Annotated in this window: 17 protein-coding genes and 2 tRNA genes; 2 read left to right on the top strand and 17 right to left on the bottom strand. The window is 40.1% G+C overall.

Annotated elements, in window-relative coordinates:
* Window positions 1–149: 149 nt before the first annotated feature.
* Window positions 150–4,394: an acyl-CoA dehydratase activase-related protein gene (locus ACYSNU_RS14300; RefSeq protein ID WP_461737868.1), complete on the bottom strand. Its 4,245-nt coding sequence runs from the start codon at window positions 4,392–4,394 to the stop codon at window positions 150–152.
* A 225-nt stretch (window positions 4,395–4,619) separates the two neighbouring features.
* Here ACYSNU_RS14300 and ACYSNU_RS14305 point away from each other — a divergent pair, with 225 nt between their 5' ends.
* Window positions 4,620–5,228 carry a TetR/AcrR family transcriptional regulator gene (locus tag ACYSNU_RS14305; RefSeq protein WP_461737869.1) on the top strand — a complete coding sequence of 203 codons (609 nt, stop codon included), beginning with the start codon at window positions 4,620–4,622 and terminating at the stop codon, window positions 5,226–5,228.
* Window positions 5,229–5,308: 80 nt separating this feature from the next.
* Here ACYSNU_RS14305 and ACYSNU_RS14310 read toward each other — a convergent pair whose 3' ends face one another.
* From ACYSNU_RS14310 to ACYSNU_RS14360, 11 genes are all read right to left on the bottom strand, one after another.
* Entirely contained in the window at window positions 5,309–5,476 is a 168-nt protein-coding gene (locus tag ACYSNU_RS14310; protein WP_461737870.1) for a hypothetical protein, read from the bottom strand.
* 138 nt (window positions 5,477–5,614) lie between these two features.
* Window positions 5,615–5,686, bottom strand: a tRNA-Gln gene (locus ACYSNU_RS14315).
* Between the two features lies 1 nt (window position 5,687).
* A tRNA-Tyr gene (locus ACYSNU_RS14320) sits at window positions 5,688–5,771 on the bottom strand.
* 117 nt (window positions 5,772–5,888) lie between these two features.
* On the bottom strand, window positions 5,889–6,122 hold the full coding sequence (locus tag ACYSNU_RS14325) for a DUF2969 domain-containing protein (protein ID WP_461737871.1): 234 nt from the start codon (window positions 6,120–6,122) through the stop codon (window positions 5,889–5,891).
* A gap of 102 nt (window positions 6,123–6,224) precedes the next feature.
* On the bottom strand, window positions 6,225–7,571 hold the full coding sequence (locus ACYSNU_RS14330; protein WP_461737872.1) for an MFS transporter: 1,347 nt from the start codon (window positions 7,569–7,571) through the stop codon (window positions 6,225–6,227).
* Window positions 7,572–7,587: 16 nt separating this feature from the next.
* Window positions 7,588–9,168: an alpha-L-rhamnosidase-related protein gene (locus ACYSNU_RS14335; protein ID WP_461737873.1), complete on the bottom strand. Its 1,581-nt coding sequence runs from the start codon at window positions 9,166–9,168 to the stop codon at window positions 7,588–7,590.
* Window positions 9,169–9,182: 14 nt separating this feature from the next.
* A complete protein-coding gene (locus ACYSNU_RS14340; RefSeq protein ID WP_461737874.1) occupies window positions 9,183–10,496 on the bottom strand; it encodes an MFS transporter in 1,314 nt (437 codons plus the stop codon).
* Between the two features lie 298 nt (window positions 10,497–10,794).
* A complete protein-coding gene (locus tag ACYSNU_RS14345; RefSeq protein ID WP_265458947.1) occupies window positions 10,795–11,757 on the bottom strand; it encodes an AraC family transcriptional regulator in 963 nt (320 codons plus the stop codon).
* A 213-nt stretch (window positions 11,758–11,970) separates the two neighbouring features.
* Window positions 11,971–13,428, bottom strand: a complete 1,458-nt coding sequence (locus tag ACYSNU_RS14350) for a glycoside hydrolase family 1 protein (RefSeq protein ID WP_461737875.1) — start codon at window positions 13,426–13,428, stop codon at window positions 11,971–11,973.
* A 104-nt stretch (window positions 13,429–13,532) separates the two neighbouring features.
* Complete coding sequence (locus ACYSNU_RS14355) at window positions 13,533–14,972, bottom strand: 6-phospho-beta-glucosidase (RefSeq protein WP_265458945.1); 1,440 nt, start codon at window positions 14,970–14,972, stop codon at window positions 13,533–13,535.
* A gap of 90 nt (window positions 14,973–15,062) precedes the next feature.
* Window positions 15,063–16,436 (bottom strand): 6-phospho-beta-glucosidase, encoded by a 1,374-nt coding sequence (locus ACYSNU_RS14360; RefSeq protein ID WP_461737876.1) that lies wholly within the window; start codon window positions 16,434–16,436, stop codon window positions 15,063–15,065.
* A 234-nt stretch (window positions 16,437–16,670) separates the two neighbouring features.
* On the opposite strand from ACYSNU_RS14360, the gene ACYSNU_RS14365 reads away from it, so the two are divergent.
* Complete coding sequence (locus ACYSNU_RS14365; RefSeq protein ID WP_461737877.1) at window positions 16,671–17,582, top strand: MurR/RpiR family transcriptional regulator; 912 nt, start codon at window positions 16,671–16,673, stop codon at window positions 17,580–17,582.
* Between the two features lie 53 nt (window positions 17,583–17,635).
* Here the strand turns inward: ACYSNU_RS14365 and ACYSNU_RS14370 are convergent, their stop codons facing one another.
* The 5 genes from ACYSNU_RS14370 to ACYSNU_RS14390 form a co-directional block, all read right to left on the bottom strand.
* Window positions 17,636–19,552 (bottom strand): beta-glucoside-specific PTS transporter subunit IIABC, encoded by a 1,917-nt coding sequence (locus tag ACYSNU_RS14370; protein ID WP_461737878.1) that lies wholly within the window; start codon window positions 19,550–19,552, stop codon window positions 17,636–17,638.
* A gap of 146 nt (window positions 19,553–19,698) precedes the next feature.
* Window positions 19,699–20,538, bottom strand: coding sequence for a BglG family transcription antiterminator LicT (gene licT / locus ACYSNU_RS14375; RefSeq protein ID WP_461737879.1), 840 nt, complete (start codon window positions 20,536–20,538; stop codon window positions 19,699–19,701).
* Window positions 20,539–20,854: 316 nt separating this feature from the next.
* Window positions 20,855–22,636, bottom strand: a complete 1,782-nt coding sequence (locus tag ACYSNU_RS14380; RefSeq protein ID WP_461737880.1) for an ABC transporter ATP-binding protein — start codon at window positions 22,634–22,636, stop codon at window positions 20,855–20,857.
* Window position 22,637: 1 nt separating this feature from the next.
* Window positions 22,638–24,386: an ABC transporter ATP-binding protein gene (locus ACYSNU_RS14385; protein ID WP_461737881.1), complete on the bottom strand. Its 1,749-nt coding sequence runs from the start codon at window positions 24,384–24,386 to the stop codon at window positions 22,638–22,640.
* Window positions 24,387–24,550: 164 nt separating this feature from the next.
* A complete protein-coding gene (locus ACYSNU_RS14390) occupies window positions 24,551–24,775 on the bottom strand; it encodes a YneF family protein (RefSeq protein WP_265458938.1) in 225 nt (74 codons plus the stop codon).
* Window positions 24,776–24,826: the final 51 nt, after the last annotated feature.

Raw genomic sequence — 24,826 nt, forward strand, 5'->3', positions numbered from 1 at the left:
ATTTGGACCAGTTGGGACACCTGCAGCAGCTTTCATAAAGTGGCTGCCTTTCAGCTGTTCCACTTTTTGATGTCTGGTTCAACTTCATTTCATTTAGTAAGTCGTTTAACTTAAAGTCTTTTTGTAATTTGTTTAACTTAAACTCTTTTTTACTGAACAGCAGCTTTTGATGCTAACATTTTTTCCGCTGTTGCCATCATTAAGCGAATCCGATTTAATTGATTGACAATTGACACCCCTGGATCGTAATCAATCGCTGCAATATTAGCTCGTGGATATTGGCGGCGCAATTCTTTAATGACGCCTTTGCCGACAACGTGATTAGGCAGACACCCGAATGGCTGCATGCAGACGATATTATCGACATCGTCTTTTAATAATTCAATCATCTCACCAGTTAAGAACCAACCTTCACCGGTGTGATTACCGATGGATAAAATTTTACCGGCTTCCTCGGCCATATCGTAAATGGAATGAATTCCGTCAAAGCGTTTGGATTTCCGCAACGCTTTGTCCATCGGTTTTTCCACCATCTCAATAACCCGAATCGCAAATTGCGCTAACATTTTACTTTGTTTGGACATGCCCATATTGTCGTACTTCCAAATTTGGTTGTATAACGAATAATTCATAAAGCCCACAATATCCGGCACGACGGCTTCGGCCCCTTCACTTTCCAAAAGACGCACGATATCGTTATTTGCGGTTGGTGAATATTTTACTAAGATTTCTCCGACAACACCGACTTTCGGCTTCACAACATCCAATAACGGTACGGTATCAAAATCTTGAATGATTTTTTTCATGTTCATATTGAACTGTGTAAGGGAACCGTTTTTAACATTCTTAGCAACCTTAGCCAGCCAATCTTTGTGCTTTTGATCAATCATACCTTTTTCTAACTCATAAGGTCGGGTGCGATAAACTAAGCGTTCAAACAAATCACCATATAAGAAGGCGACAACGACTCGTTTAATCATCGGTAAAGTAAATTTGAAACCAGGATTGCTTTCGACACCTTTATTTCCCATCGAGATTGACACGACTGGCACCTGCTCAAAGCCAGCATCGTTTAAGGCTTTCCGTAACAGCGGAATGTAGTTGGTCGCCCGACAGCCGCCACCGGTTTGCGTCATCATCACCGAGACATTTTCTAAATCATACTCACCGCTTTGCAAAGCTTCCACAAGTTGTCCAATGGAAATAATTGCCGGGTAGCAGGCATCGTTATTTACATATTTCAAGCCGACATTAATCGCTTCATTGTCCTCTGAAGGCAGGCAGACAACATCATAGCCTGAGGCCTGCAGGGCTAAATCAACTAAGCCCTCTTGGTGAATTGGGCTGAGCATCGGCATCAATAACGTGTGATTTTTCTTCATCTCTTTCGTGAAGATAATTTTTTCTGGCTCTTCATAGCGTTTCATCGGTTCAAAATGCATCTTACTGCGTTCACCGACGGCTGCTTTTAAGGAACGCAGTCGAATGCGAATCGCACCGAGATTAGAACCTTCATCAATTTTCAAGACGGTGTAAATTTTTCCGTATTGATCCATAATTTCTTCGACCTGATCAGTTGTAACGGCATCTAAGCCACAACCAAAGGAATTTAATTGAACTAATTCCAAATTTTTTGATTTGGCTACAACCCGAGCGGCTGCATATAAACGGGAATGGTAGACCCATTGATTGACAACCCGTAAGTTGCCGACATTAGCAAGATGAGAAATACTATCTTCTGTTAAGACATGGAAGCCTTCTTGGGTAATCACTTCAGCGATGCCATGATTGATTTCCGGATCTAAATGATAAGGTCGGCCTGACAGCACGATACCTTTTTCATTTTTCATGTTGAGCATCATTAGAGTATCTTCGCCCTTTTGCCGAATATCTTCCTTAAAGTTTTCCAGCTCTTCATAACCGTGATGAACTGCGGCAGCCATCTCTTCTTCTGAAATGCCTAAGTCCGCAAAGGCTTCGCTCATTACTTTAATCACCGACTCCTCATTGCCTAAATTTAAATAAGGATTGCGGTAATCGACTTTGCCGTCACGAATATCATCGACATTATTTTTAATTACATCTGGATAGCTTTGAACGATTGGACAATTAAAATTATTGTCCGCTTTGGCATCTTCTTTTCTTTCAAAAACGACACCAGGATAAAAAATTAACGGCACTTGGTCATCAATTAGCGCTTGAATGTGACCATGGGTAATTTTGGCTGGGTAGCAGGCAGTATCACTAGGAATGGTTTCCATCCCTTGTTCATATAATTCTTTGTTTGATCGGGGTGACAGCTGCACTCTAAAGCCTAAATCAGTGAAAATTGTATGCCATAACGGATAGTTTTCATACATATTTAATACCCGGGGAATCCCAACGATGCCTCTGGTGGCTTTATCTTTTCTCAAGGCACGGTATTTAAACAGACGTTTATATTTATAATCAACTAAATTAACTTTACGATCTTCTTTTTTGACCTTAATGCGGGCGCCCCGCTCACAACGGTTACCAGTGACAAATCGGCGACCATCTGAAAAAACGGTGACTGTCATCATACAATTATTTTCGCAAAGTCCGCAATGGGTGAATTCTTTATCCGCTGTAAAAGCATCTAATTCATCGGCAGCTAACGTTGTGGTTTCTTCGCCGATTTCATAATCTTCTAAAGCTATTAAAGCTGCTCCATAAGCTCCCATCAAGCCGGCAATCGACGGCCGGACAACTTGGCGGCCGCTGATCATTTCAAAGGCCCGCAAAACAGCTTCATTATAAAAAGTCCCGCCTTGACAGACAATTTTTTCCCCAAGCTCTTCTGGGCGGCGAATTTTAATAACTTTATAAATCGCATTTTTAATAACCGAATAAGAAAGTCCTGCTGAAATATCGCCCACAGTCGCACCTTCTTTTTGCACTTGCTTAACCTTTGAATTCATAAATACAGTACAGCGGGAACCTAAATCCACTGGGGTTTTTGATTTCAAGGCTTCTAAAGCAAAGTCCTTCACGTCAAAATTTAAAGACTTAGCAAAGGTTTCAATAAACGAGCCGCACCCAGATGAACAGGCTTCGTTCAATTGGATTGACGACAAGACGCCATCCTTAATGGTCATCGCCTTCATATCTTGACCGCCGATATCCAAAATAAAATCAACACCCGGTTGGAAATGATTGGCCGCTTTATAATGGGCCATCGTTTCGACTTCACCAATATCAATTTTCAGAGCATTTTTTATTAATTGCTCGCCATAGCCAGTCACAGCCGCTTTTCCAATGAAAACATCAGCCGGCATTTGACTGTATAAATCTTTTAAAACTGCCATCGTCGTTTCTAATGGCTGTCCTTGGTTGTTGCCGTAATGGCTGAACAACAAATTACCTTCTTCATCAATCAAGGTAACTTTTGTCGTCGTTGAACCGGCATCAATCCCTAAGAAGGCCACGCCAGAATGTTGAGCTAACTCTTTTTGACTCGCTTGGGCTTGATTGTGGCGTTTTCTAAACAACGCCAACTCCTCTTCGTTTTTAAAAAGCGGCTCTAAGGTATCCGTTGGTGCCAATTGTTCTTGATTGCCGTTTTCCAAAGAATCCAGTAATTTTTCTAAAGAGGTTGCCTGATTGCCTTCAGAATAAAGAGCGGCTCCCATCGCCACAAACAGCTGGGGATTTTCTGGAAAAATCACATCTTCATCTGCTATATCTAGAGTTTCAATAAAACGCCGCCGCAGCTCAGACATAAAGAATAACGGTCCACCGAGAAAAGCAATTTTTCCGGTAATTTTCCGCCCCGCTGCTAAGCCGGCAATTGTTTGGTTGACCACTGCTTGAAAAATACTCGCAGCAATATCCTCTTTAGCCGCCCCTTCATTAATCAAAGGCTGTACATCCGTTTTCGCAAAAACGCCGCAGCGGGATGCAATCGGATAAATAGTTGTATAATTTTTCGCCAATTCATTGACTCCATTGGCGTCCGTTTTTAAAAGAACGGCCATCTGATCAATGAAAGCTCCGGTTCCTCCGGCACAAGAACCATTCATCCGCTGTTCTAAAGCGCCTTGAAAAAAAGTAATCTTGGCGTCTTCGCCGCCAAGCTCGATGGCAACATCGGTTTGCGGAATAATTTCTTCGACAGTTTTCGTACAAGCAATCACTTCTTGGACAAAGGGAATCTCTAAAACTTCTGCCAAGCCCATTCCGCCGGAGCCTGTAATGGTCATGGTCAATTCTTGATTATTTAAAATTTCCTGTGCTTCTTTTAAAACTTTAATCGTGGCTTGCTTAACATCAGAGTAATGGCGTTCGTATTTTGCAAAGATTGTTTCATTTTCCTCGGTCAAAATAACCAATTTTACCGTGGTGGAACCAACGTCAATTCCTGCTCTAATTGTCATATTTTTCATCTCCTTGGCTCTATCAGCCTAGTAAAACCTGTCTCAAGTGAGATAATTAACAAATATTAATTTTACGACACTTTGTTGATTATCTTACAAACTGTTTGATATACTATATGTATCTATTTTAGAAAGATTTTAATTAATTTTCAACAAGCAATATTCTGCATTTTGTGAGATAAACGACAAATGTTTTTATTTTGTTGGAAAAAAAGAGGTTTTTTTATGGCGAAGAAAACAGATTTGCGGGTCAAGCGAACCCACAAAATGATTATTGAAGCTTTTATCAAACTCGTTAGTGAAAAAGGCTACGATAATTTAACCATTCAAGATATCGCCGATGAAGCGATGATTAATCGGGCAACCTTTTATGCTCATTTTAAAGACAAACAGGATTTATACGATCATATTTTTGGTTTTGCTGTCAAAGCTTTTTCAGATATTCTTGATCCATCTGAGCTGGTCCAAGGCAATCGCATCAAAGTCAAAACAATCGAAATTTTACTGACTAATATCTACAAAGAAATCCATAAAAATAGAACTTTCTTCCTATTAATAATGGATGGCTCCTCCAATGAATTACTGCGGCAAAAACTAGCTGACATTCTTTATGAAAAATACGACGATGTCTTCAAAAAGCTGCGAATCACTGAAAATGATATTGAAGTGCCGATTGATTTTGTGGTGGAATATATGACTTCCATTTTTGTCGGCACACTCCACTGGTGGCTCACCAGCGACACTGAGATGCCCGCCAATCACCTAGCCCGCCTAGTGATCAAACTAGTCGGTAATGGTCATCTGACGGTTCTCGGTTTAGAAGTTGAAAGATAAAAAAATTCTGGCCCAAAGGAAATTCCCTCTGGTCCAGAATTTTTTTGAAGTCCCAACTTCAAGCAATAACTTAGTCATGCTTAGTGAATTTTGGCGCCCCATTTTTTATTGTGTTGAGTATTGCGATTGGTTTTTACTTTAACGCCTTTACCTTTGGTGGTTAATCTCATTTCGACATCATATTTATCATCTTTAATGATATCGTAAACTTTTTCAGCCGCTTCTTGAATTCTTGCTTTTAAGGCCATTTGTTTTCCTCCTTGAAATTTTGTCTTCAATATTATTTTACCTAAGTCAAAAAAAACTGCAAGGAGGAGCACTTTAGAATTTCTATTTGAAATAAAAAACTCGTCAAGCAGCGGCTTGACGAGCAATTTGTTATTTTACTGGGGTAGCTGGATTCGAACCAACGCATGAGGGAGTCAAAGTCCCTTGCCTTACCGCTTGGCTATACCCCAATGGTGGAGGAGAGTGGATTCGAACCACTGAACCCTAAGGAACGGATTTACAGTCCGTCGCGTTTAGCCACTTCGCTACTCCTCCAAGCTATTAGCTGAAATTTTCTCAGCTCTCAGGTCAGCTAGTAAAAAACCTGACTTAGATATAATACATAATTTCTCAGGGTTTGACAAGTCTTTTTCCAAACTTTTTTTTGTTATCTTACTCTTGCAAATTCCATTGGCGAATAATTAATTCAACCGCTTCGTCAAAAGTCTTGACTGAGCCTTTAAAACCACCGCTCATCTCATAATCGAAATTCTTCGGACCTTTTTCGATAACTTCACCAATTTGTTTTTTTCCAATAAATAATTGATTGACTGTCACTTGGCTGCCATTAACTGTTTTCTCACTGGCTTCCACACGGATTTCGATATCTTTATTTTTTTTGCTCACCATTTTCACCTCGAAGGATAGTTTACCATAAAGCATAAGTCTGTACTACAAAAATCCTTCTCTGCAAACTGATTGACGTATTTTACAGAGAAGGCCTTCAGACTAATTTTGATTTGCTGACAATTCAGCTTTGATTAAAGGAAATTGTTTATCTAAATCGTAAAAGCTCATAGTTATCATCGAGCAGATAATCAACAATAATGGCAGATAGCCATACATCGCTTGAATAGCGAAAATGGCTTGGCTACTTTGCGCCGTTGCATCCGGCTGATAATTGCCCCAGGCTAAAAGCGCACCTGCTAAGCCTCCAGACAGCGCTTGAGCTACCTTGCCTAGAAAACCATTAATTGCCGAAAGCGATCCAGCAACATTGATTCCTGTTTTCCACTGACTGTAATCAACCGGATCTGCTTGCATCGAAAAGTAAATACTCTCTTTAAGCCCGTAGCCTACTGCAGAAATTGCTGCACCAGCGATGATGATTGTATGGTTGGCTTGCCCCAATAAAATCAGGACAATACCTAAACCTTGAACACCCGCGGCCAGCAGATACAGATTTCGCTTACCTAAACGTCCCGCAAGAAAAGGCACAAAAAAGTTTGCCACCATCGGAATCACTGACATGATTGTTGCCACTGTGACCGATAATGCTGTACTGCCGACAACCACTGTATAATAGTAGACTAACGCGCTAGTTTGCAGAAAATAACCCGTCCACATAAATAAAATGTTGAGAGCAAAAATTTTCCATGGCTTATTTTGGGCTAAAGAATGAAAAACATCTTGTAGTTTGACTTTTATATGCGGTGTTGGAATTTCTCGAATATTAAAAAAAGTAAAGAAGAACAACAGACAACTTGCCACACCAAAAACGGCCATTAAAATTCTAAAACCCAAAATTTGATTACCTTGACCAAAAACTTGAACTAATCGCAGAGCAGATGCACTGACTATCGTCGCACCTAAAAATCCGAAAAACTTTCTCGAAGTCGATAAAGCCGTCCGCTCTTTGGTGTCATTTGTTAAGCTGGGTAACACCGAAGCCATTGGTACATTGACTAAAGTATAAGAAAGTGAAAGGCCGAAATACGTAAAGTAAGCATAAATCAGCTTACCGTTACCGGAAATTTCCGGAACACTGAAACAAAGATAGGCAAAAACTGCAAAAGGAATTGCTCCAAAGAGAAAATATGGCCGGGACTTGCCCCACCGGGTAGTCGTATGATCAATTAGGTAACCGACTAGTAAATCGGTCACCCCATCAAAAATTCTGGTGAACACAAACATCAGACTAACCGCTGCGGCATTTAACTGCATAATATCTGTGTAAAAATATAAAAGATATAAAGAAATCATCTGCCAAATTAAATTGCAGGCCAAATCTGACACACCGTAGCCAATTCTTTGGCGCCATTTAGAAATTTTGGGTTGAGCTGCAAGATTTTCCATTGGACTAACTCCTTCACTAAGCTAAAAATTTCTCAATCAAATATGCCGGTGTACAGCTCCATGCGTGACAAAAACTGCTGATAATCGGACTCCCGTAAGGTGAAAAGCTTGGGTCCTCAGGCTTAAAGGCCTCCCAGAAAGTATCGGCCCCCATCTCAATCATTTTGCCCCAATATTCTTTCATTAACTTAACGGCATCATGGTCTAAACCGGCCACAAACAAAGCCTCTACCACATGATGATACATGTAAGGTGTAGCAATTCCTGTGATTGGAAATAATTTTTGCTGCATCCGTTTTAAAATTTGTTGATTTTGCTCTGTTTCAAACACTTCTGCCAAAACTAACCAAACTTGGCTGGCAATATTGTACTCGCCATTTGATTCAACTAAAAAGAGTTGTTCTTGTGGGTTAAATAAATGAGTCTGGCTGAAATTAACTAATTGCGATAGCTGGCTTTGATAAGCGGCCACCTCTGGCTCTCCCACCATTTCTGCTAGAACTAAAAAGCGTTTCAGCGCATAAATTAAAATCCCCTGTCCCGCTGAATCCTTTAAAAACTCATTGGACCAATCGACAAATACTGGCCACTCTTCAGAGAGAACTAGGCGACCTTCTTGGTCTACTTGCTGTAATGCCAAGTCAACAGCTTTTTTAGCAGTTGGATATAGTTCTTTTAAAACTACTTGATCATTTGAGTGAAGCACATAATCATGCAAGATTGTCGCAAAAAATAAGCTATAATCAAATAAAAAAGTATCATCTGGAATTAAAGCTGGCGCAGTAAAGACATTAGCAGGAATTTTGCCTTCCGTTGTAGTCATGCCTGCAAATAAATACAAACAGCGTTTGCTTAAGGCTAAATCATCAAAGGTGGCATAATTGGCCAGTGCCTGCAATCGTAAATCGCCAATCCACAGACGGCGATCCCGCTTAGGACCATCTTCAAAAACCGTCTGCATGCAGTCAGCTAAAGTCTTTACTGACACATCATAAATTTTTTGTAGTTCTTTGTCCGCCAGCTCTTTAGTTGGCAAATGTTTTAAATCAATACTGCTTTCTGCAATAAAAACTGGATTTGAAAAACTAGCTTGCCATTTTGGTGAAGTATCGATTACAGATAATTCAACATACCGACAGCTATAACGGCGTGGTAAAGATAAAGTTGCTGGTAAGACGTCCAGATGGACAAATTCCTCTTGGATCCAAGAACGGGATAGCCAGCCTTGGTAATCAGCAGAATCGGCAGCAATTTCTGCTGGCACCTCTGCAAATTTTAGTTTCAAATATAAAGGGGCATCCATCGGTGAACCGACAGAAGTGATATCTATTTGAAAGGTCCCCACATAGTGGTCGCCTAAGTCTAAAATTAAGCTTTCACCTTTCGCCAAAGCATACTCTGCCAATTGCTTAATTTTTTTCGGTGAGGAAATCATATCAACACCATCAATACCCTTGCCGTCAAATTGCATTTCAACAATATCTTTAAACTGAATCTGGTGTTTTTTTAGTTCGGGTAAATTTTCCTCAGCCCTTTGCAGTAATTTTTCATCATGCAGCCAAGTTACATCTGGATTAATTTGAAAAGTAAAAGCCATAATTGATTCTCCTTTTAATGGTTTTCTGCAGTTATTGCAGTTTCTTCTTGGGAACTACCTACATTGTATTTCTTTTGCAGACGCATCATGACAATGCCAGCTACTGCTGCAATTGCCACAATTCCTGCAAAGCCGTACATGGATTGTTGAATCATTCCAGGAGCAACGAGATAAGGTGTCACAAAGGCAAACAAGCCACAGCACATTCTTGAAAAACCGTTGATAAAGCCCTGCAGTGAAGCCCGGGTTTCAGCTGGAAAAGATTCCTGCGTCCAAACTTTATAAATTGCTTCTCCGGCCAGCGGATTTCCAAAATTATAAAAACCAATGGTGATTGCCAAAGCAATAAACCCTGCGCCGCCACCAATTAAGGCCATGCCTAACATTGCTGCAATTTGGACAAAAGCTCCTACGAAGAAGGCTTTATTGCGATATTTGCCGCCTGCTACTGAGGTAAAGGCGATGGTCGTTAACAAGGAAACTACATTTAATACGATTCCTAGACCGGTTGCTTGTGTTTGAGTTGCCCCAGCATTGGTTAACGCGTAGGTTTGGAATTGTCCCCAAGTATTCGCCAATAAATTCCAGCAAACATAAAAGACAATGATGGCCATGAAGAAGCTGAAATATTTTTTCATTTGAGAGCCAAATAAAACCGTTTTAAAGGAGACTTCTGCTTGGCCACTTGTTTGAGCTTTTAATTCTGCTTGGCGGATAGTTCCCGCTTCATGAAAGGCGCGGAATGTTTTAGAAGTTAAGCGCCATAGCCAAGTCACTACTGCAAAAATAAATAAAATACCAAAGACAATTCGAGCGCCTAAAACGCCTTGAATACCTGACAGTAAGAAAGAACAAATATAAGAGATGAAGACCCCTACCTGCCAAAAAATTTGCGTTGATGAGACCAGCTTTGCAGAGGTGGTCTCATCTGGAGCGTCGTGGGAAACGACTGTTAAACTAATTGGCAAATCGGCACCAGATGAAAAGCCCATGATAATGACTCCAATTAATAAAAAGGAAAAATCATTCGCTAGAATACAGATAAGTGTTCCAATAGCATAAAATAAGTTCAACCAGTTAAATGCTCGAATCAATCCAAAAATTTTAGTAATCTGACCAGCAAACAATGAACCGAAAGCGATTGCAAATGTTAGAGCACCTGAGATAATCCCCACCTGTCCTGTTGATAAACCCAATCCCGCCTGCCAAACAGTAATTGTAGCTGACAAGCCGACAATACAGCCGGACCCTAACATGGAGCCAATTCCTGCAGCTGTCGCCAATGGGGTATATTCTTTAACCAAATCCCCTTTTGCATTTTGTTTCATATCCTGCACATCCTTTTCTTTTATCTGATGTCATTGTAAGCGGATTTACAATTTTCAACTATTGCAAAAACCCAGACGTTTTTATCCAAATCACAGATGACAACAAAAAAACCTGTAACAAGAGCGCAAAGATAAAAGACTATCAAACAAAATTACCATCTCTGAATTTTTGCTTCAGAAAATATAATGGTCCTTTCAAAAAGAGTTTTCACTTATTTTGAAAGCATAATTAAACAGATAATTTGTTGTTTGAATAGTATTTCAACTATAAAGCTAAGGTCACAGGTTCAAAATATTTTTAGTGTTTACGAAATTCTTTAGGTGTTTTATCCGTGTATTTGGCGAATAATTTATAAAGTGAAGGCAAGGTTTCAAAACCTAGCTGATAGGCAATTTCTTCAAAGCTTTGGTCAGTCTCTTCAATCATCTCAATGGCTGCTTGATAGCGCAGAGTATTGATTAATTCTTGGAAGCTACGGCCAGTTTCCTTCTTTAATTTATTGCTCAGATAATTTTTATTGTAGCCAAAAACCTCCGCTAGCTCCTGAAGATTCAAGTTGCGATAGTGACTGTCAATATAGCGGAGAACATCCAAAATATTGGTTTCCGCCTGATAATTTTCCAGATTTTCCGCTTCTAGTTCTCTAGTTAATTGAATAAAGAGCAGTGACAATAAAAGATTTAGCGAGCGCATATAATAATTCTTTTTTTCAAAATATTCTGTAATCATCTTAAATAATGTCTCTTTGACTTCTTCATTTGAGCCGCTTTTAAAATGAATAAAATTGTTGTGGGAGGATAGCTCATTTGAGGCCGTCAGCAAAAATTCATTCACTAAACTGTTAGCTTTCACCATATTGACGACAATCTCTGTCGTAATCGAATCATCCTTTAATAAGATATTGATCAGAATATCATCTTCGGCCAGAGGGTCAATCCGCTGAATGATATCTTTATCAATCAACAAAATTTCTCCCTCCTGCAAATAAATCGGCTGGTCATTGATATATTGAACACAGCTGCCGGAGTACATGTAATTGAATTCAACAAATTCATGAGTATGGGCCGGCATCGCCGAGTAACGGTGATGCTTATTAATAAAAATATTACCCTCACGAAAAAAATGGTCGCTAGGCATTTTCGGCACTGCAATTTCTGCAAAAGGTAAGTTCTGGTCATTGACATTATAGCCTTGTGTCCGTTGTTCAAATTCAATCGCATTTTCTTGCCACAAAATAGCCTTTAATTCCTGCTGATTCATTGCACCCTCCAAAGTCTTTTCTTTAGTTATAGCTGATAATCAGACAATATACCAGCAAAAAAAGCACTATGAGTCCAACAGATAGCAACTCTCTCTTTAATAAAAAAAACCACAAACTAATTCATTTTCAAAATTAGTTTGTGGTAACTATTTTCAATTAGAAAGAAAACTTTTCTGTCAGCTTAGCTCATAGCGCTAATTAATTTAGCTTGTTTAAATCTTCTCACCATTACTGGCAATCACTTCTTGATACCAGGTAAAGGATTTTTTACGGCTGCGGGCTAAGCTGCCGTGGCCGTTGTCGTCTAGGTCAACATAGATGAAACCATAGCGCTTTTTCATCTCACCGGTGCCGGCGGAAACTAAATCAATACAGCCCCATGGTGTGTAGCCGATTAGATCAACACCATCTAAATCAATCGCATCCTTCATGGCAGCGACGTGTTTTTGGAAATAATCAATGCGGTAGTCATCATTAATGCTGCCATCAGCTTCAACAACGTCGACAGCACCAAAACCATTTTCCACCACAAATAACGGAATGTGATAGCGGTCATACAATTTGCTTAAAGAAATCCGTAGACCTAGCGGATCAACTGCCCAACCCCATTCTGATTCTGCTAAATAAGGATTTTTAACGGCGGGCATTTGATTGCCGCCGACAAACTTAACATTTTCTGGATTGGCAGAAGAGACTGTCGACATGTAATAGCTGAAGCCAATATAATCGACGGTTCCGTTAGCGATAATTTCGTCATCCCCAGGAGCTTTTTCAATGATAATGTTTTCCCGCTCAAATTCTTTTAGCTTATGAGCTGGGTAATAGCCTTTGACCTGCACGTCAATATAAAATTCTTGGTCACGATTAAATTGCAAGGCTTCCAAAACATCCTCAGGGCGCGAAGACATCGGGTAGCTTGGAATATAAGCCACCATCATGCCGATTTGAAACTCAGGATTGATTTCATGTCCCAGTTGAACTGCTTTGCCGCTAGCGACAAATAAATGATGAGCTGCTTGGAATTTGGCTTGTTTAGAATTATCATGGATACCAATTTGAGTCCAACTGCGCAGAAAATTAATTTCATTGAAGGTCATCCAATATTTGACTTTATTTTTATAGCGTTTGAAAATCGTTTCGCAGAAGAACAAGAAATAGTCGATGACTTTGCGATTGCTCCAGCCGTCAAGATTGTCCGCCAAATACATTGGAATATCAAAATGATTGATAGTCACGACTGGTTCAATATTGTGTTTTTTTAATTCATCAAAGACTGCATCATAAAAAGCGAGGCCTTCTTCATTGACTTCATCAGTGCCCTTAGGACAAATCCGTGACCAGTTGATTGATAAACGGAAGCATTTAAAACCCATTTCTGCAAATAGTGCAATATCCTCTTTATAGTGATGATAAAAATCGGTCGCCACATGACTCGGATAATATAAATCCGGATCAATATAGCCGACTGCTCCTTCTGGCAGTCGATGCTCTCTCGTAACGGATTCAAGCTGGCCTTCTTTTGTTTTAAAGGTGATCCGCCGTGGCTCTGTGTGACTGCCACCAGTGATGGCATCTAAGGTGCTGGGTTCTTTACCGCCGGATAGATAGCCGCCTTCGTATTGATTAGCAGCGGTGGCACCGCCCCATAAAAAGTTTTTTGGAAATCCCATAGTTGTGCTCCTTCAATATTTTTTATAAACGAGAAAAACGCTTTTAAAAATTTGCTAAACAAAGAAAAGGCAGCCGTCACCGCCTTTTCTTTGTTTAGTTATACTTATCTTTTGATATTTTCAACATTTTCGCCATTTGATGCGATAACTTGTTTGTACCAATCAAATGATTTTTTCTTGCTTCTAGCTAAGGTGCCGTTGCCGTCGTTATCCCGGTCAACGTAGATGAAGCCATAGCGTTTTTTCATTTCGCCAGTGCCGGCAGAAACTAAATCAATACAGCCCCAAGAAGTGTAGCCTAATAAATCAACACCATCTTGTTCTACAGCATCCTTCATCGCTTCGATGTGGGCCTTCATGTATTCAATCCGGTAATCATCATCCACATAACCGTTAGCATCTGGAGTGTCTACTGCCCCCAAACCATTTTCAACAACGAATAATGGTTTTTGGTAGCGATCGTACATTTGGTTCATCGTGATGCGCAAGCCAAGAGGGTCGATTTGCCAGCCCCATTCACTAGCATCTAGGTAAGGATTTTTGACAGAGGCAAAAATATTGCCGGCTGTTTGGTCCAATAATTCTGGATCGGTTGTTGCTACCCGTGAAGAGTAATAAGAGAAGGAAATGAAGTCAACAGTGTGTTCCTTCAAAATTTCCGTATCTCCTTCTTCCATTTCAATCTTGATGCCGTTACGTTCTAATTCCTTCAAGGCATAGGCCGGATATTCACCACGAGATTGCACGTCGATGAAGAAATAATTTTCCCGATCCTTTTGAATCCCTGACCAAACATCTTCTGGCTTACAAGTATAAGGATAGAAATTGCCGGCAGCTAACATACAGCCAACTTTATTTTCTGGATCCACTTCATGGGCAATTTTTGTAGCAATTGCAGAAGCAACTAATTCATGGTGAGCTGCTTGATATTTGATTTGTTCTTTGTTTTCACCTTCTTCAAAGTAGAGGCCCGCTCCCATAAATGGTGCGTGTAAAATCATGTTGATTTCATTAAATGTCAACCAGTATTTTACTAAGCCTTTGTAGCGGTTGAAAATCACGCGACAAAGATTTTCGTAAAAGCCGACTAATTTACGGCTGCGCCATGCACCGTATTCTTTGATTAAATGCATTGGGCAATCAAAGTGCGTGATGGTCACTAATGGTTCAATGCCATATTTATGGCATTCTTTAAATAAATCTTCATAGAATTTCAAGCCATCTTCATTTGGTTCTTTTTCGTCACCATTTGGGAAAATCCGGCTCCAAGCAATCGATAAGCGGTAAGTTTTAAAGCCCATTTCGCCAAACAAAGCGATATCTTCTTTGAAACGGTGATACATATCAATCGATTCTTTAGCTGGATAGAAATGTTCATCATCAAAGTCGAACATTTTCATTTCACCGGCGATAATTGGGAAGCGGTCTTTGCCGATTGGCACAACATCCACGTTGGCTAAGCCACGGCCGCCCTCGTTATATCCGCCTTCACATTGATTGGCAGCAGTTGCGCCGCCCCATAAAAAATCTTTTCTAAATGCCATGAATTTGTGCTCCTAACTTGATTTAAAATATTTAGTACATTATTTACTTTACTGGTCAAATGTTCTTTTTCTGTGGGGAAAAATTGACCTTTAGACTAAATCTTTCGCAATTTCATCTTGTACAGTGATGCCTTCTGCTTCTAATTTAGCAATTGTTTCGCTGAATTGTGGCAGATAATCTTTGTGGGCGATAAATAATTCGTCCATAATGCGTTTGGCAGTTGCTCCTGAGCGCACTAGCGGATTAATTGTGAAAGCTTGTAAGGCAGTGCCGTAATCGCCAGTAACGGCTGCTTCAATCGTTAATAATTCCATGTTCTTCATCACTTGCAACCAACCACGTTCTGCTGGTGGTAATGAACCAAAGGCAACATTGCGGGCACCTTGAGCGCCAACATAAGCGGTTACTTCCACAACACAATCAGCTGGTAGATCTGGTACGGCACCGTCGTTTTTGGTTGATACGACAATTTGTGTTTCTTTATTACCATAGATTGAGGCAATTGTTTCACAAGCAGCGTCTGAATAATACGCACCGCCACGTTTTTGTAATTGTTCTGGTTTGTAATTTAATTCTGGATCTTTATAGAGTTCAAATAATTCTGCTTCGGTTTGTTTTACTTGTTGCGCCCGTGTGCCAACTGTTTTATATTCTTCAAGGGCATGGTCTAACATTTCTTCTTCCCGGTAATAGTAACGGTGGTAACCGCACGGAATCATTTTCATTTGTTCTAATTGTTCAATAAAGAATGGAACATCAAAGATATTTTTCGGTAAGCCAGCATCTTCAGTGAATAATTTTTCAATTAATTTCAACGTGATGTCGTTGCCATTTTTGTCAGCAACTTTATGCCAATGGAAATGATTTAAACCAGCAAATTTGTAAATTAAATCATCTTTTTCAACACCTAGAGCTTCTGGTTCCACCATCATCGCCATCACAGGTACATTACACAGGCCAATAACTCGGTCCCATTTACCATAGCGAACAACAGCTTCTGTTACCATGCCACTTGGGTTAGCAAAGTTGACCAACCAAGCATCCGGACAGAGACGTTTCATATCTTCAACAATTTCTAAAATTATTGGTACCGTTCTAAAGGCTTTGAACATACCGCCAGCACCATTGGTTTCTTGACCTAACATGCCGTAGTATGCAGGAATTCTTTCGTCTTTAATCCGGGCATTTAATTGACCAACACGGAATTGCGTTGTCACAAAATCAGCATCTTTTAAGGCTTCTTCACGATCCAAAGTTAAATGAATTTTCACATCATAAGGAGAAGCATCCCACATCCGTTGTGCCATAGCGCCAACGATTGCTAATTTTTCTTTTCCTGCTTCAACGTCTACCAACCAGATTTCTGAAATCGGCAGCTCATCATACCGTTTGATAAAACCTTCCATTAATTCTGGTGTGTAAGAACTTCCTCCACCAATAGTCGCAATTTTAATTCCTTTCATGCTGTCACTTCCTTCTTTTTATTTACAAAATGATTATCACCTAAGTAAATGACTTCTACAATAGAAATTATGATTTTAGGTAAATCGTTTACAAAATTGCTAGTAAAATTAGAAAAAATTTGCGAATATCATATACAAATCACTAAATTATCAACTTTTTTTGTAAACTCACTTAAAAAAACCTTTACAAATCATTATCATTAATTTAACATTTTTGTAAATAGAGGTGAGCAGATGTTACTACGAGAAAAATTAAAAGCCGCAAAGCTATCCCCTTCAGAAAAAACGATAGCAGACTTTATGCTGGCAGAACCAGAAAACTTAAATCAATTAACGGTGCAGGAATTAGCTAAAAAAACTTTTACCCATCCCTCCACTTTTATCAGGCTCGCCAAAAAAATGGATTTTGAAGGCTGGCTGGCACTGCGGGAGGCCTTTCTAGAAGAATGGCAGTATTTGAATAATCAATTTACCGCCAGCGACTGGAATCTGCCCTTCAGTGAAAGCGACGGGGTCATGAGTATCGCTAAAAAATTAGCGAACTTAGAACAAGCAACTATTGAAGATACATATAGTCTCTTGCATCACGACCAGCTGCAGCAGGCCAAGCAATTTTTGCTTTTGGCCAAAAAAATCCGGATTTTTGCAACCAGCGGCAACTCCTTGATTGCCCAAGACTTCATTTTAAAAATGAATCGGCTAGGCTTTTCTGTCGCTTTAGCAGAAGTCAATTATGACAGTTTTTACGAAGCCTATAATCTCAGTCCTCAAGACTGTGCCATTTTAATTTCTTATTCGGGTGAAAGTAACATGGCCAAAAAACTGCTGCCGATTTTCAAAAAAAATCAGGTGCCGGTGATTGCGATTACCACCATCGGCAATAATTATTTGGCAGATCACAGCGATGCCGTCCTGCGAATTACGACGCGGGAAAAACTTTATTCGAAAATCGGCAACTTCTCCAGTAATACCTCAATCGTTTATTTACTGGATTTATTGTATGCTGCTGTCTTTTCGGAACATTATCAAAAAAATCTGCAACATTTAATTACTTTGGGCCAGGCCTTCGATACCCGCACCAGCGACATTGATTTCATTAAAGAAAATCAAGAGGTAACGGCTGCTGACTCGTGGATTCCCAATTAGTCCTCACAAAATAAGGACTCAAGCTGATTTTTCTGAGCTTGAGCCCTTTTTTATTATAGATTTAAAGCCGTGATAAATTCATCATTAAAATTGATTTCCTTCACACTTGGTTCTAAAACATCCAAGTAGTCCCCGGAATTCGTGACAATTACTGGAATTTCTGTACTGAATCCAGCTTTTTCAATGGCATCTTTATCAAAAGTTACGAGCGTTTGACCTGGTGTCACCCGGTCGCCCTGTTTAACAAAGCTTTCAAAATATTTACCATCCAATTGCACAGTGTCAATGCCGATATGAATCAATAATTCTAAGCCATCATCAGAAACTAAACCAATTGCGTGTTTTGTTGGGAACAAGGTCATGACAGTACCGTCAAATGGTGCCACAACTTTACCTTCTGTCGGTGTAATCACTACACCTTTGCCTAAAGCGCCTGATGCAAAGGCTTCATCTTTTGATTGGCTCAATGGAGCGACAGTTCCTTGTACAGGGGAGGTGATGATTTCTTTTTTCGATTTGATTTTAACTGTTGTATCGACATCTACTTCAACATCTGCCACAACAGAATCGTCTTTCCAAAAGACAATTGTTAAACCAAAACCGATTACCGCTGCGATAGCAATCCCAATCACACCAGTCATCACACCACTTGCATCGGTTCCGTTAATGTAATTTAGTAAACCAAAGACACCTAAGCCGCCCATTGTGTAGGCAGTCAAGTTATTCATCATCAAGTAAGCGCCGGCAGCAGAAGCACCGATCATTGAGAAGACAAAAGGTTTTTTCTTCGGTAAAGTAATCCCGTAAATTGCCGGTTCAGTTACGCCGAAGATACCAGAAATAATCGCTGGAATAGTCAAGGCTTTTAATTTTTTATCTTTCAATTTGAACATCATTGCAAAGACAACCGCAGTTTGGGCAAAGCTGGCACCAAATGAAGCGGAAAGCACTTGTGAGAAGCCGTCTTGAGTAATTTGTAAAATTGCCAATGGCACAACAGACCAGTGTAACCCAAAGATAACCAACGCTTGCCAAACGAAACCTAAAATCGCACCATATAGCGCTGGTGAGAAGTTCATCAAAGCAGTAAAACCTGAGCTTAATAAATCAGTTGCCATTGTGATAACTGGACCAATTGCTAAAAAGCCGATTGGTAAAGAAATTAATAAAACGAAAAACGGTACCAAGAAAGTTTGCACTACTTCAGGAATAATGCGTTTCATTAATTTTTGAATTTGTGCTGCTAAAGCAATAATAAAGATTACTGGTACTACAGAACTTGTGTATGAACCACCCACCCATGGAATACCTAAGAAGGTTGTATAGGCTGGTAAACCAAACAAGCTGTATCCTGCAACACCGTCAGTAGCTAGAGCGGATAAAGCAGAAGATTGGACGTTTGGATAGACTAGAGCCATCCCGATTACAAGACCGACCATTGGCTGTAGGTTGAATTTTTTTGCGGCAGTGTAGCCAATAATGACAGGCATGAAATAAAAAATTGCATCGCCGATCCCATTCAACATAATATACGTGCCGCCAGTAGCGGTGTAATTAAACCAACCAAGAGAACCTAAAAAGACTAACAAGGCATTTAAACCTTTAACCATACCGGCCGCAGCCATCGCACCTAAGAAAGGCTGGAAGACCCCACTTAGTAAATCAATTAGACGATTGAAAATATTGCCGTCTTTGCCACCTTCACTTGAGGTACTGTCAGAAATACCGGCAATGTCAATCACATCTTCATAAACGGCTGGCACATGGTTGCCGATTACGACTTGATATTGGCCGCCGCTTTTCATTACAGTTACCACTCCGTCCATATTTTTCAAGGTTTCGTCGTTTGCCTTACCTTCGTCTTTTAATTTAAAACGAAGCCGTGTAATACAGTGGGTTAAAGAATTAATGTTTTCTTTGCCCCCTACTTCATCTACAATCTTTGCTGCTAAATCATGATATTTACCCATTTTGTTTTCCTCCAATAATTTGTTTTTTAAAATTTTTGAAGGTTTAGCCAACTGAATGTCACTATCCAAAATTTGGTCAATTTGCTCTTTCCCTGACCAAGTGGGAAACTACTACGGGCCTCCTTTAATTGAAATAAATATCTTTATTAACCCTTCTCCATCAAACGTGCAATGTGAATGGTTAGGTAAAGGCGTTCGTCGTCGGTCATTTCATAATAGTATTTTTCCTTTAAAAACTCATCGATTCGATTGACGCATTCAAAGGAATTGCGGTATTTGATTTTGACCAGTTCTAATAAATCTTCATCAGACTCACCAGAATGAGGCGAGTTTGATAGCATCCGCATAATGAAAAAGCGTAGATGCGTGGTAAAGCGATAAAAATAAACCGAATCTTCATTAAAGGAAGTTTTAAAATAATACTTCACAATATTCATGATATCCTGCATGATTTTAGTCAGCTCATAGGTATCATTCAAACTGTCATTTTCCGCCTGGGCGTTAACCAGATGCAACGCAATAAAGCCGGCTTCATCTTCTGGTAAACGCAGACCGTACTCTGCTTCAATCTTTTCCAAAGCCTTCACTCCGATTTGAAATTCCTTCGGGTAAAAGCGCTTAATATCCCACAGCAGGGCATTTTTTACGACAATGCCTTTTTTCTGCCGCACAATCGCCGTGTGAATATGGTCGGTTAAGGAAATATAGATGGATTCGTTCAATTCAGTATTTAATTGCTGCTTGGCATAATTAATCAGCTCATCGGTGGTGTTCAAATACTCCAAGGGTAGCTCCGCCAAAAGCTCTTGAAACTTTTGGGAAATCGCATTGTCGGCTAGGCGATAAATTTTGTCGACCTTGTCGGCTTCAATTTTTTCACCAATCTTTTTTTGAAAGGCCAGCCCGCGACCCATGGCGATGACTTCGTTTTGCTGCTCATCTCTTGTTATTACGACATTGTTATTGAGAATCTTTTCAATAACCAATAAGAACCCTCCTCGTCAAAAAGAACCTCATACTATTCTCACGGCGCAAAAGTCGCCAAATAAACGAGAACAATACCAGGTTTAGCTTGCCAAAGCAATCACTATCCACATAAATTGTTAAATTTATTGTAAACTTCTTGCTATGCTTTGTCAACGCTTTCACATAAATTTTTTTCTCTAAAATTATTTTTCTCTATACAAAATAATAGCCCGTGCCGTTTTTCTTGTCAATCTAACTTTATTTTGACAAAAAAAAGTTTTGCTTCCCACAGTCCAACGACTAGAAAAGCAAAACTTTTACTTTATTTACTCATTATTAAAACTCATTATTTTGTAGACGATACATGTCGCTATATAAACCATCTTCAGCTAGTAAACTGTCATGGGTTCCCTGTGCAACAACATGACCTTTTTCCAAAACTAAAATTAAATTGGCATCTTTAATCGTCGACAAACGATGGGCGATGGCAATCGTTGTCCGGCCTTGACGCATATTGGCCAAACCTTCTTGAATCAGCCCTTCAGTTTCCGTATCGATATTTGCAGTTGCTTCATCTAAGATTAAGACCTTCGGATTCGTTACAATCGTTCTAGCAAAGGAAATCAGCTGGCGCTGCCCGCTGGAATAGCTGGCACCCCGTTCAATGACCTTCGCATGATATTTTCCTGGCAGGCTTTCAATAAATCCATCGGCTTGGACAAATTTGGCAGCTGCGATAATTTCACTGTCGGTGATGTTAGGATTCATCATGCGAATATTGCTGGAGATGTCGCCATAAAACATAAAGGCATCCTGCAGCACCAAGCCCATTTTTTTCCGAAGTTCCGCCATCGGAAAATCACGAATGTTGCGGTCATCAATTAAAATTTCACCCTCATAAAATTCATAAAAGCGCATTAAGACATTGATGATTGAGCTTTTCCCGCTACCGGTATGGCCGACTAAAGCAATTGTTTCTCCGGGATTGGCAACAAAGGAAATATTATTTAAGACGTTTTGCTTGCCGTCATAGGAAAAACTGACATTGCGAAACTCAATTTTACCTAAGAGGATTTCGCCATCCGCCTCTGGATTTTGCGCTGGTGTGTATTCCTCTGTGTCCATGATTCGCAAAATACGGCTACCGGCAACCAAACCATCTGTAAAAATACTCAGGTAATCCATCATCTGAGACATAGGATTAAAGAAACTTTGAATATAAGTCGTAAAGGCATAAATCAGCCCCACTTCTACTGGTGAATGCAACGCATCAAAGCCAAAGACGGTCAATGAAGCCGCTACTGCCAGCGCATAAAGAAAGCTAATCACCGGACTCAATAGTAAGGAATTGGTGCGAATCATATTGTAGCGAGTTTCTAAATACTCGACATTCGTCTCGTCAAATTCCTTTTCGAGACGTTTTTCTTGGCGGAATTGCTGAATGATTTGCATGCCAGAAATTGATTCATTCAATTTTGTATTTAATTGGCTGAGTTTCTCCCGCATGTTCCGGTAGATGCGGGAACTAAATTTTTGATAGTACCAGATAATTCCAAAAAGCACCGGTAGGAAAATTAGATTTAATAAAGCGATTTTGGTATTGATTTGCATCATGGCAATAAAAGAAGTTACCACGGCAAAAATCCCTGTTAAGACCATCAAAAAGACATTCCAAAATTCAAACAACGTCTCTGTATCGTTGGTAACCCGTGAGACAATCGAACCGGCTGGTGTCTGGTCAAAATAGCGCATCCCTAAAGTGTGCAGCTTTTCAAAAAGCTGGCTGCGGATTGACTGATAGGTTTTTAAAGACGCCATATTGTACAAGAACCACTGGAAAAACCAGACAATTGCTTTGATGACGGTCCCTAAGAAATACAAGCCGGCAAAAAAGAAAATAACTTGCGTGGTAGCTGTTTGATTCGTCAGATAATTATCCATAAAGGTTTGGATAATTCTTGGTAAGAGAACATTTATCACGGAAAGCAAGAGGGCAAAAATAATCGCCACATAAAAAGATTTACGGAAAGGCTTAGTAAATTTCAACAGGCGTTTGACCAAGGTCACCTGCTCTTTCATCGGCATCGATTTTGTCCATTCGGATTGATATTTTTCCATCTTACTCCCCCCCTTCAATTTTGGCTTCTAATTGTTGTTTACGCCACATTTGGTTATACCAACCGTCTAAAGCTAGCAGCTCCTCATGATTGCCCCGTTCAACAATTCGGCCTTCATCGATGACAATAATTTCCTGCGCGTGCATCACGCTGCTTAGGCGGTGAGCGGAAATAATTGTCGTTTTATCTGAACGATAGCTTTTTAAATTTTTCAAAATTGCTTCTTCTGTTTTCGCATCGACTGCTGATAAAGCGTCATCTAAAATCAATAATTCTGGATTGACAATTAGCGCCCGTGCGATAGACAAGCGTTGCTTTTGACCACCGGACAAGGAAACGCCCCGCTCGCCGACCATCGTGTCATACCCTTCTGAAAACCCTTTGATATCTTCATCCACAAAGGCTAAACGGGCAGCTTCCTCCACTTGCTCTTCAGTAAAATCAGGATTAGCAAAGCGGATATTGTCCCGAACCGTCATCGAAAATAAAAAGTGATCTTGAGGAACATAGCCAATTGATTTCAATAAGGCATCCAAAGAATAATCTTTGACATCCACATCCCCAAAGGTAATCTTCCCTTTGTAATCATCGTATTCCCGAATCAATAATTTCAAAATCGAGGTCTTACCTGCACCGGTTTTTCCGACAATTCCGAGAGTGCTACCTTCACCAATGACAAATTTAATTTGCTCCAAAGTATCTCTTTCATCATCTGGATATTTAAAATTAGCGACCTCGAAATTCACGCGGCCATGGGCTGGTGTTTGCACACCATCTGCTTTTTCTTCAATATGGGTTTTTTCTGCTAATAATTCGCTCACCCGATCATAACTGGCACTGCCCCGTTCTAAGACATTGAACAAGCGGCCAATCGCAAACATTGGCCACACCAGCATGCCGATATAGCTGATAAAAGAGACCATCTGACCAATGGTAATTTCATCGGCCATAATAAAGTTCCCGCCGACAATAATTGTCAGCACGTATGAAACACCAATAATAATTGTAATCGCTGGGTCAAATAACGCATCTAGTAAATTAACACGGCGATTTTTGACAATCGCACTGTCAATTTTTTGATTGAAATCTGCTAAATCCTCCTGCTCTTGCCCGAAAGTTTTAATGACTTTAATCCCAGTGATACTCTCTTGAGTCTTATCATTAATATCAGAAAAGGCTGCTTGTGAATCCCGGAAAGCATCGTGTAATTTACTGCCCAAGACCCGAGCCATAACAGCTAAAAAGGGTAGCGGCAATAAGGCAATCAAGGTCAAACGCCAATCAATAAATAAAACCATGGCGACAATCGTTGCTCCACCGGTGATAATCGAATCGGCAAAGGTTAAAATCCCCGCCCCCGCCACATTTTGAATGGCGTTTAAGTCATTGGTAGCATGGGCCATTAAATCACCGGTCCGATGCTTTTGATAAAAGACGTGGTCCATTTTAGTAAAATGTTCGAATAATTGCGCGCGTAAATCCTTTTCCAGGCGAGCCGCTCCCCCCCAAATACGTCCCCGCCAAACAAAGCGGAAAATATACTGGGCTAACGCTGCCACGACTAAGATACCAATCCACAGCATAATCCGTTGAATTGAAATCTCGTGCTGATTGATTTCATCGATGATAATCCCAATCACTCGCGGCGGAATTAACTGCGCTAACGCCACTAAAATCAGCGCCGTCACTCCGATAATATAATTTTTCTTTTCCCGTTTAAAAAACCAACTTAACCGTCGATAAATCGACATATGACACCTCTTTCCATCTGCAAATGCAAACTCTTCATTTTTCATTTTCCTGTTGGTAGTTGTTACTTTTTTGCCTAACCCATTGTCTTGAAAGCACAAAAAACAGGCTGAAAAAATTCAGCCCGTCTATTCTCGACAATCAGTTTCCCCTAGTATAAAAACGCTTATTTCCCAGAATTATTTTTCATCTGCGCCATCATTTGGCGAATCTTTTTCTCGGAAGGTTTTTGACCCATGGAAGCCATCATTGAACGTAAGAATTCCTCATTAACGGGAGGATTTTTTTCTAATTCACTCTTGATTAATTTACGTGCTATAAAAACACCGGCTACGCCACCCACAAGTAGGGCAACTACGGCAATTAAAATTACAATTCCTGTTGATACCATCTAAATCGCTCCTTTCTCTGTTACTCTCAAGAAAACATTGTACTAGAAAGC

The sequence above is a fragment of the Enterococcus sp. LJL120 genome, assembly GCF_054871765.1.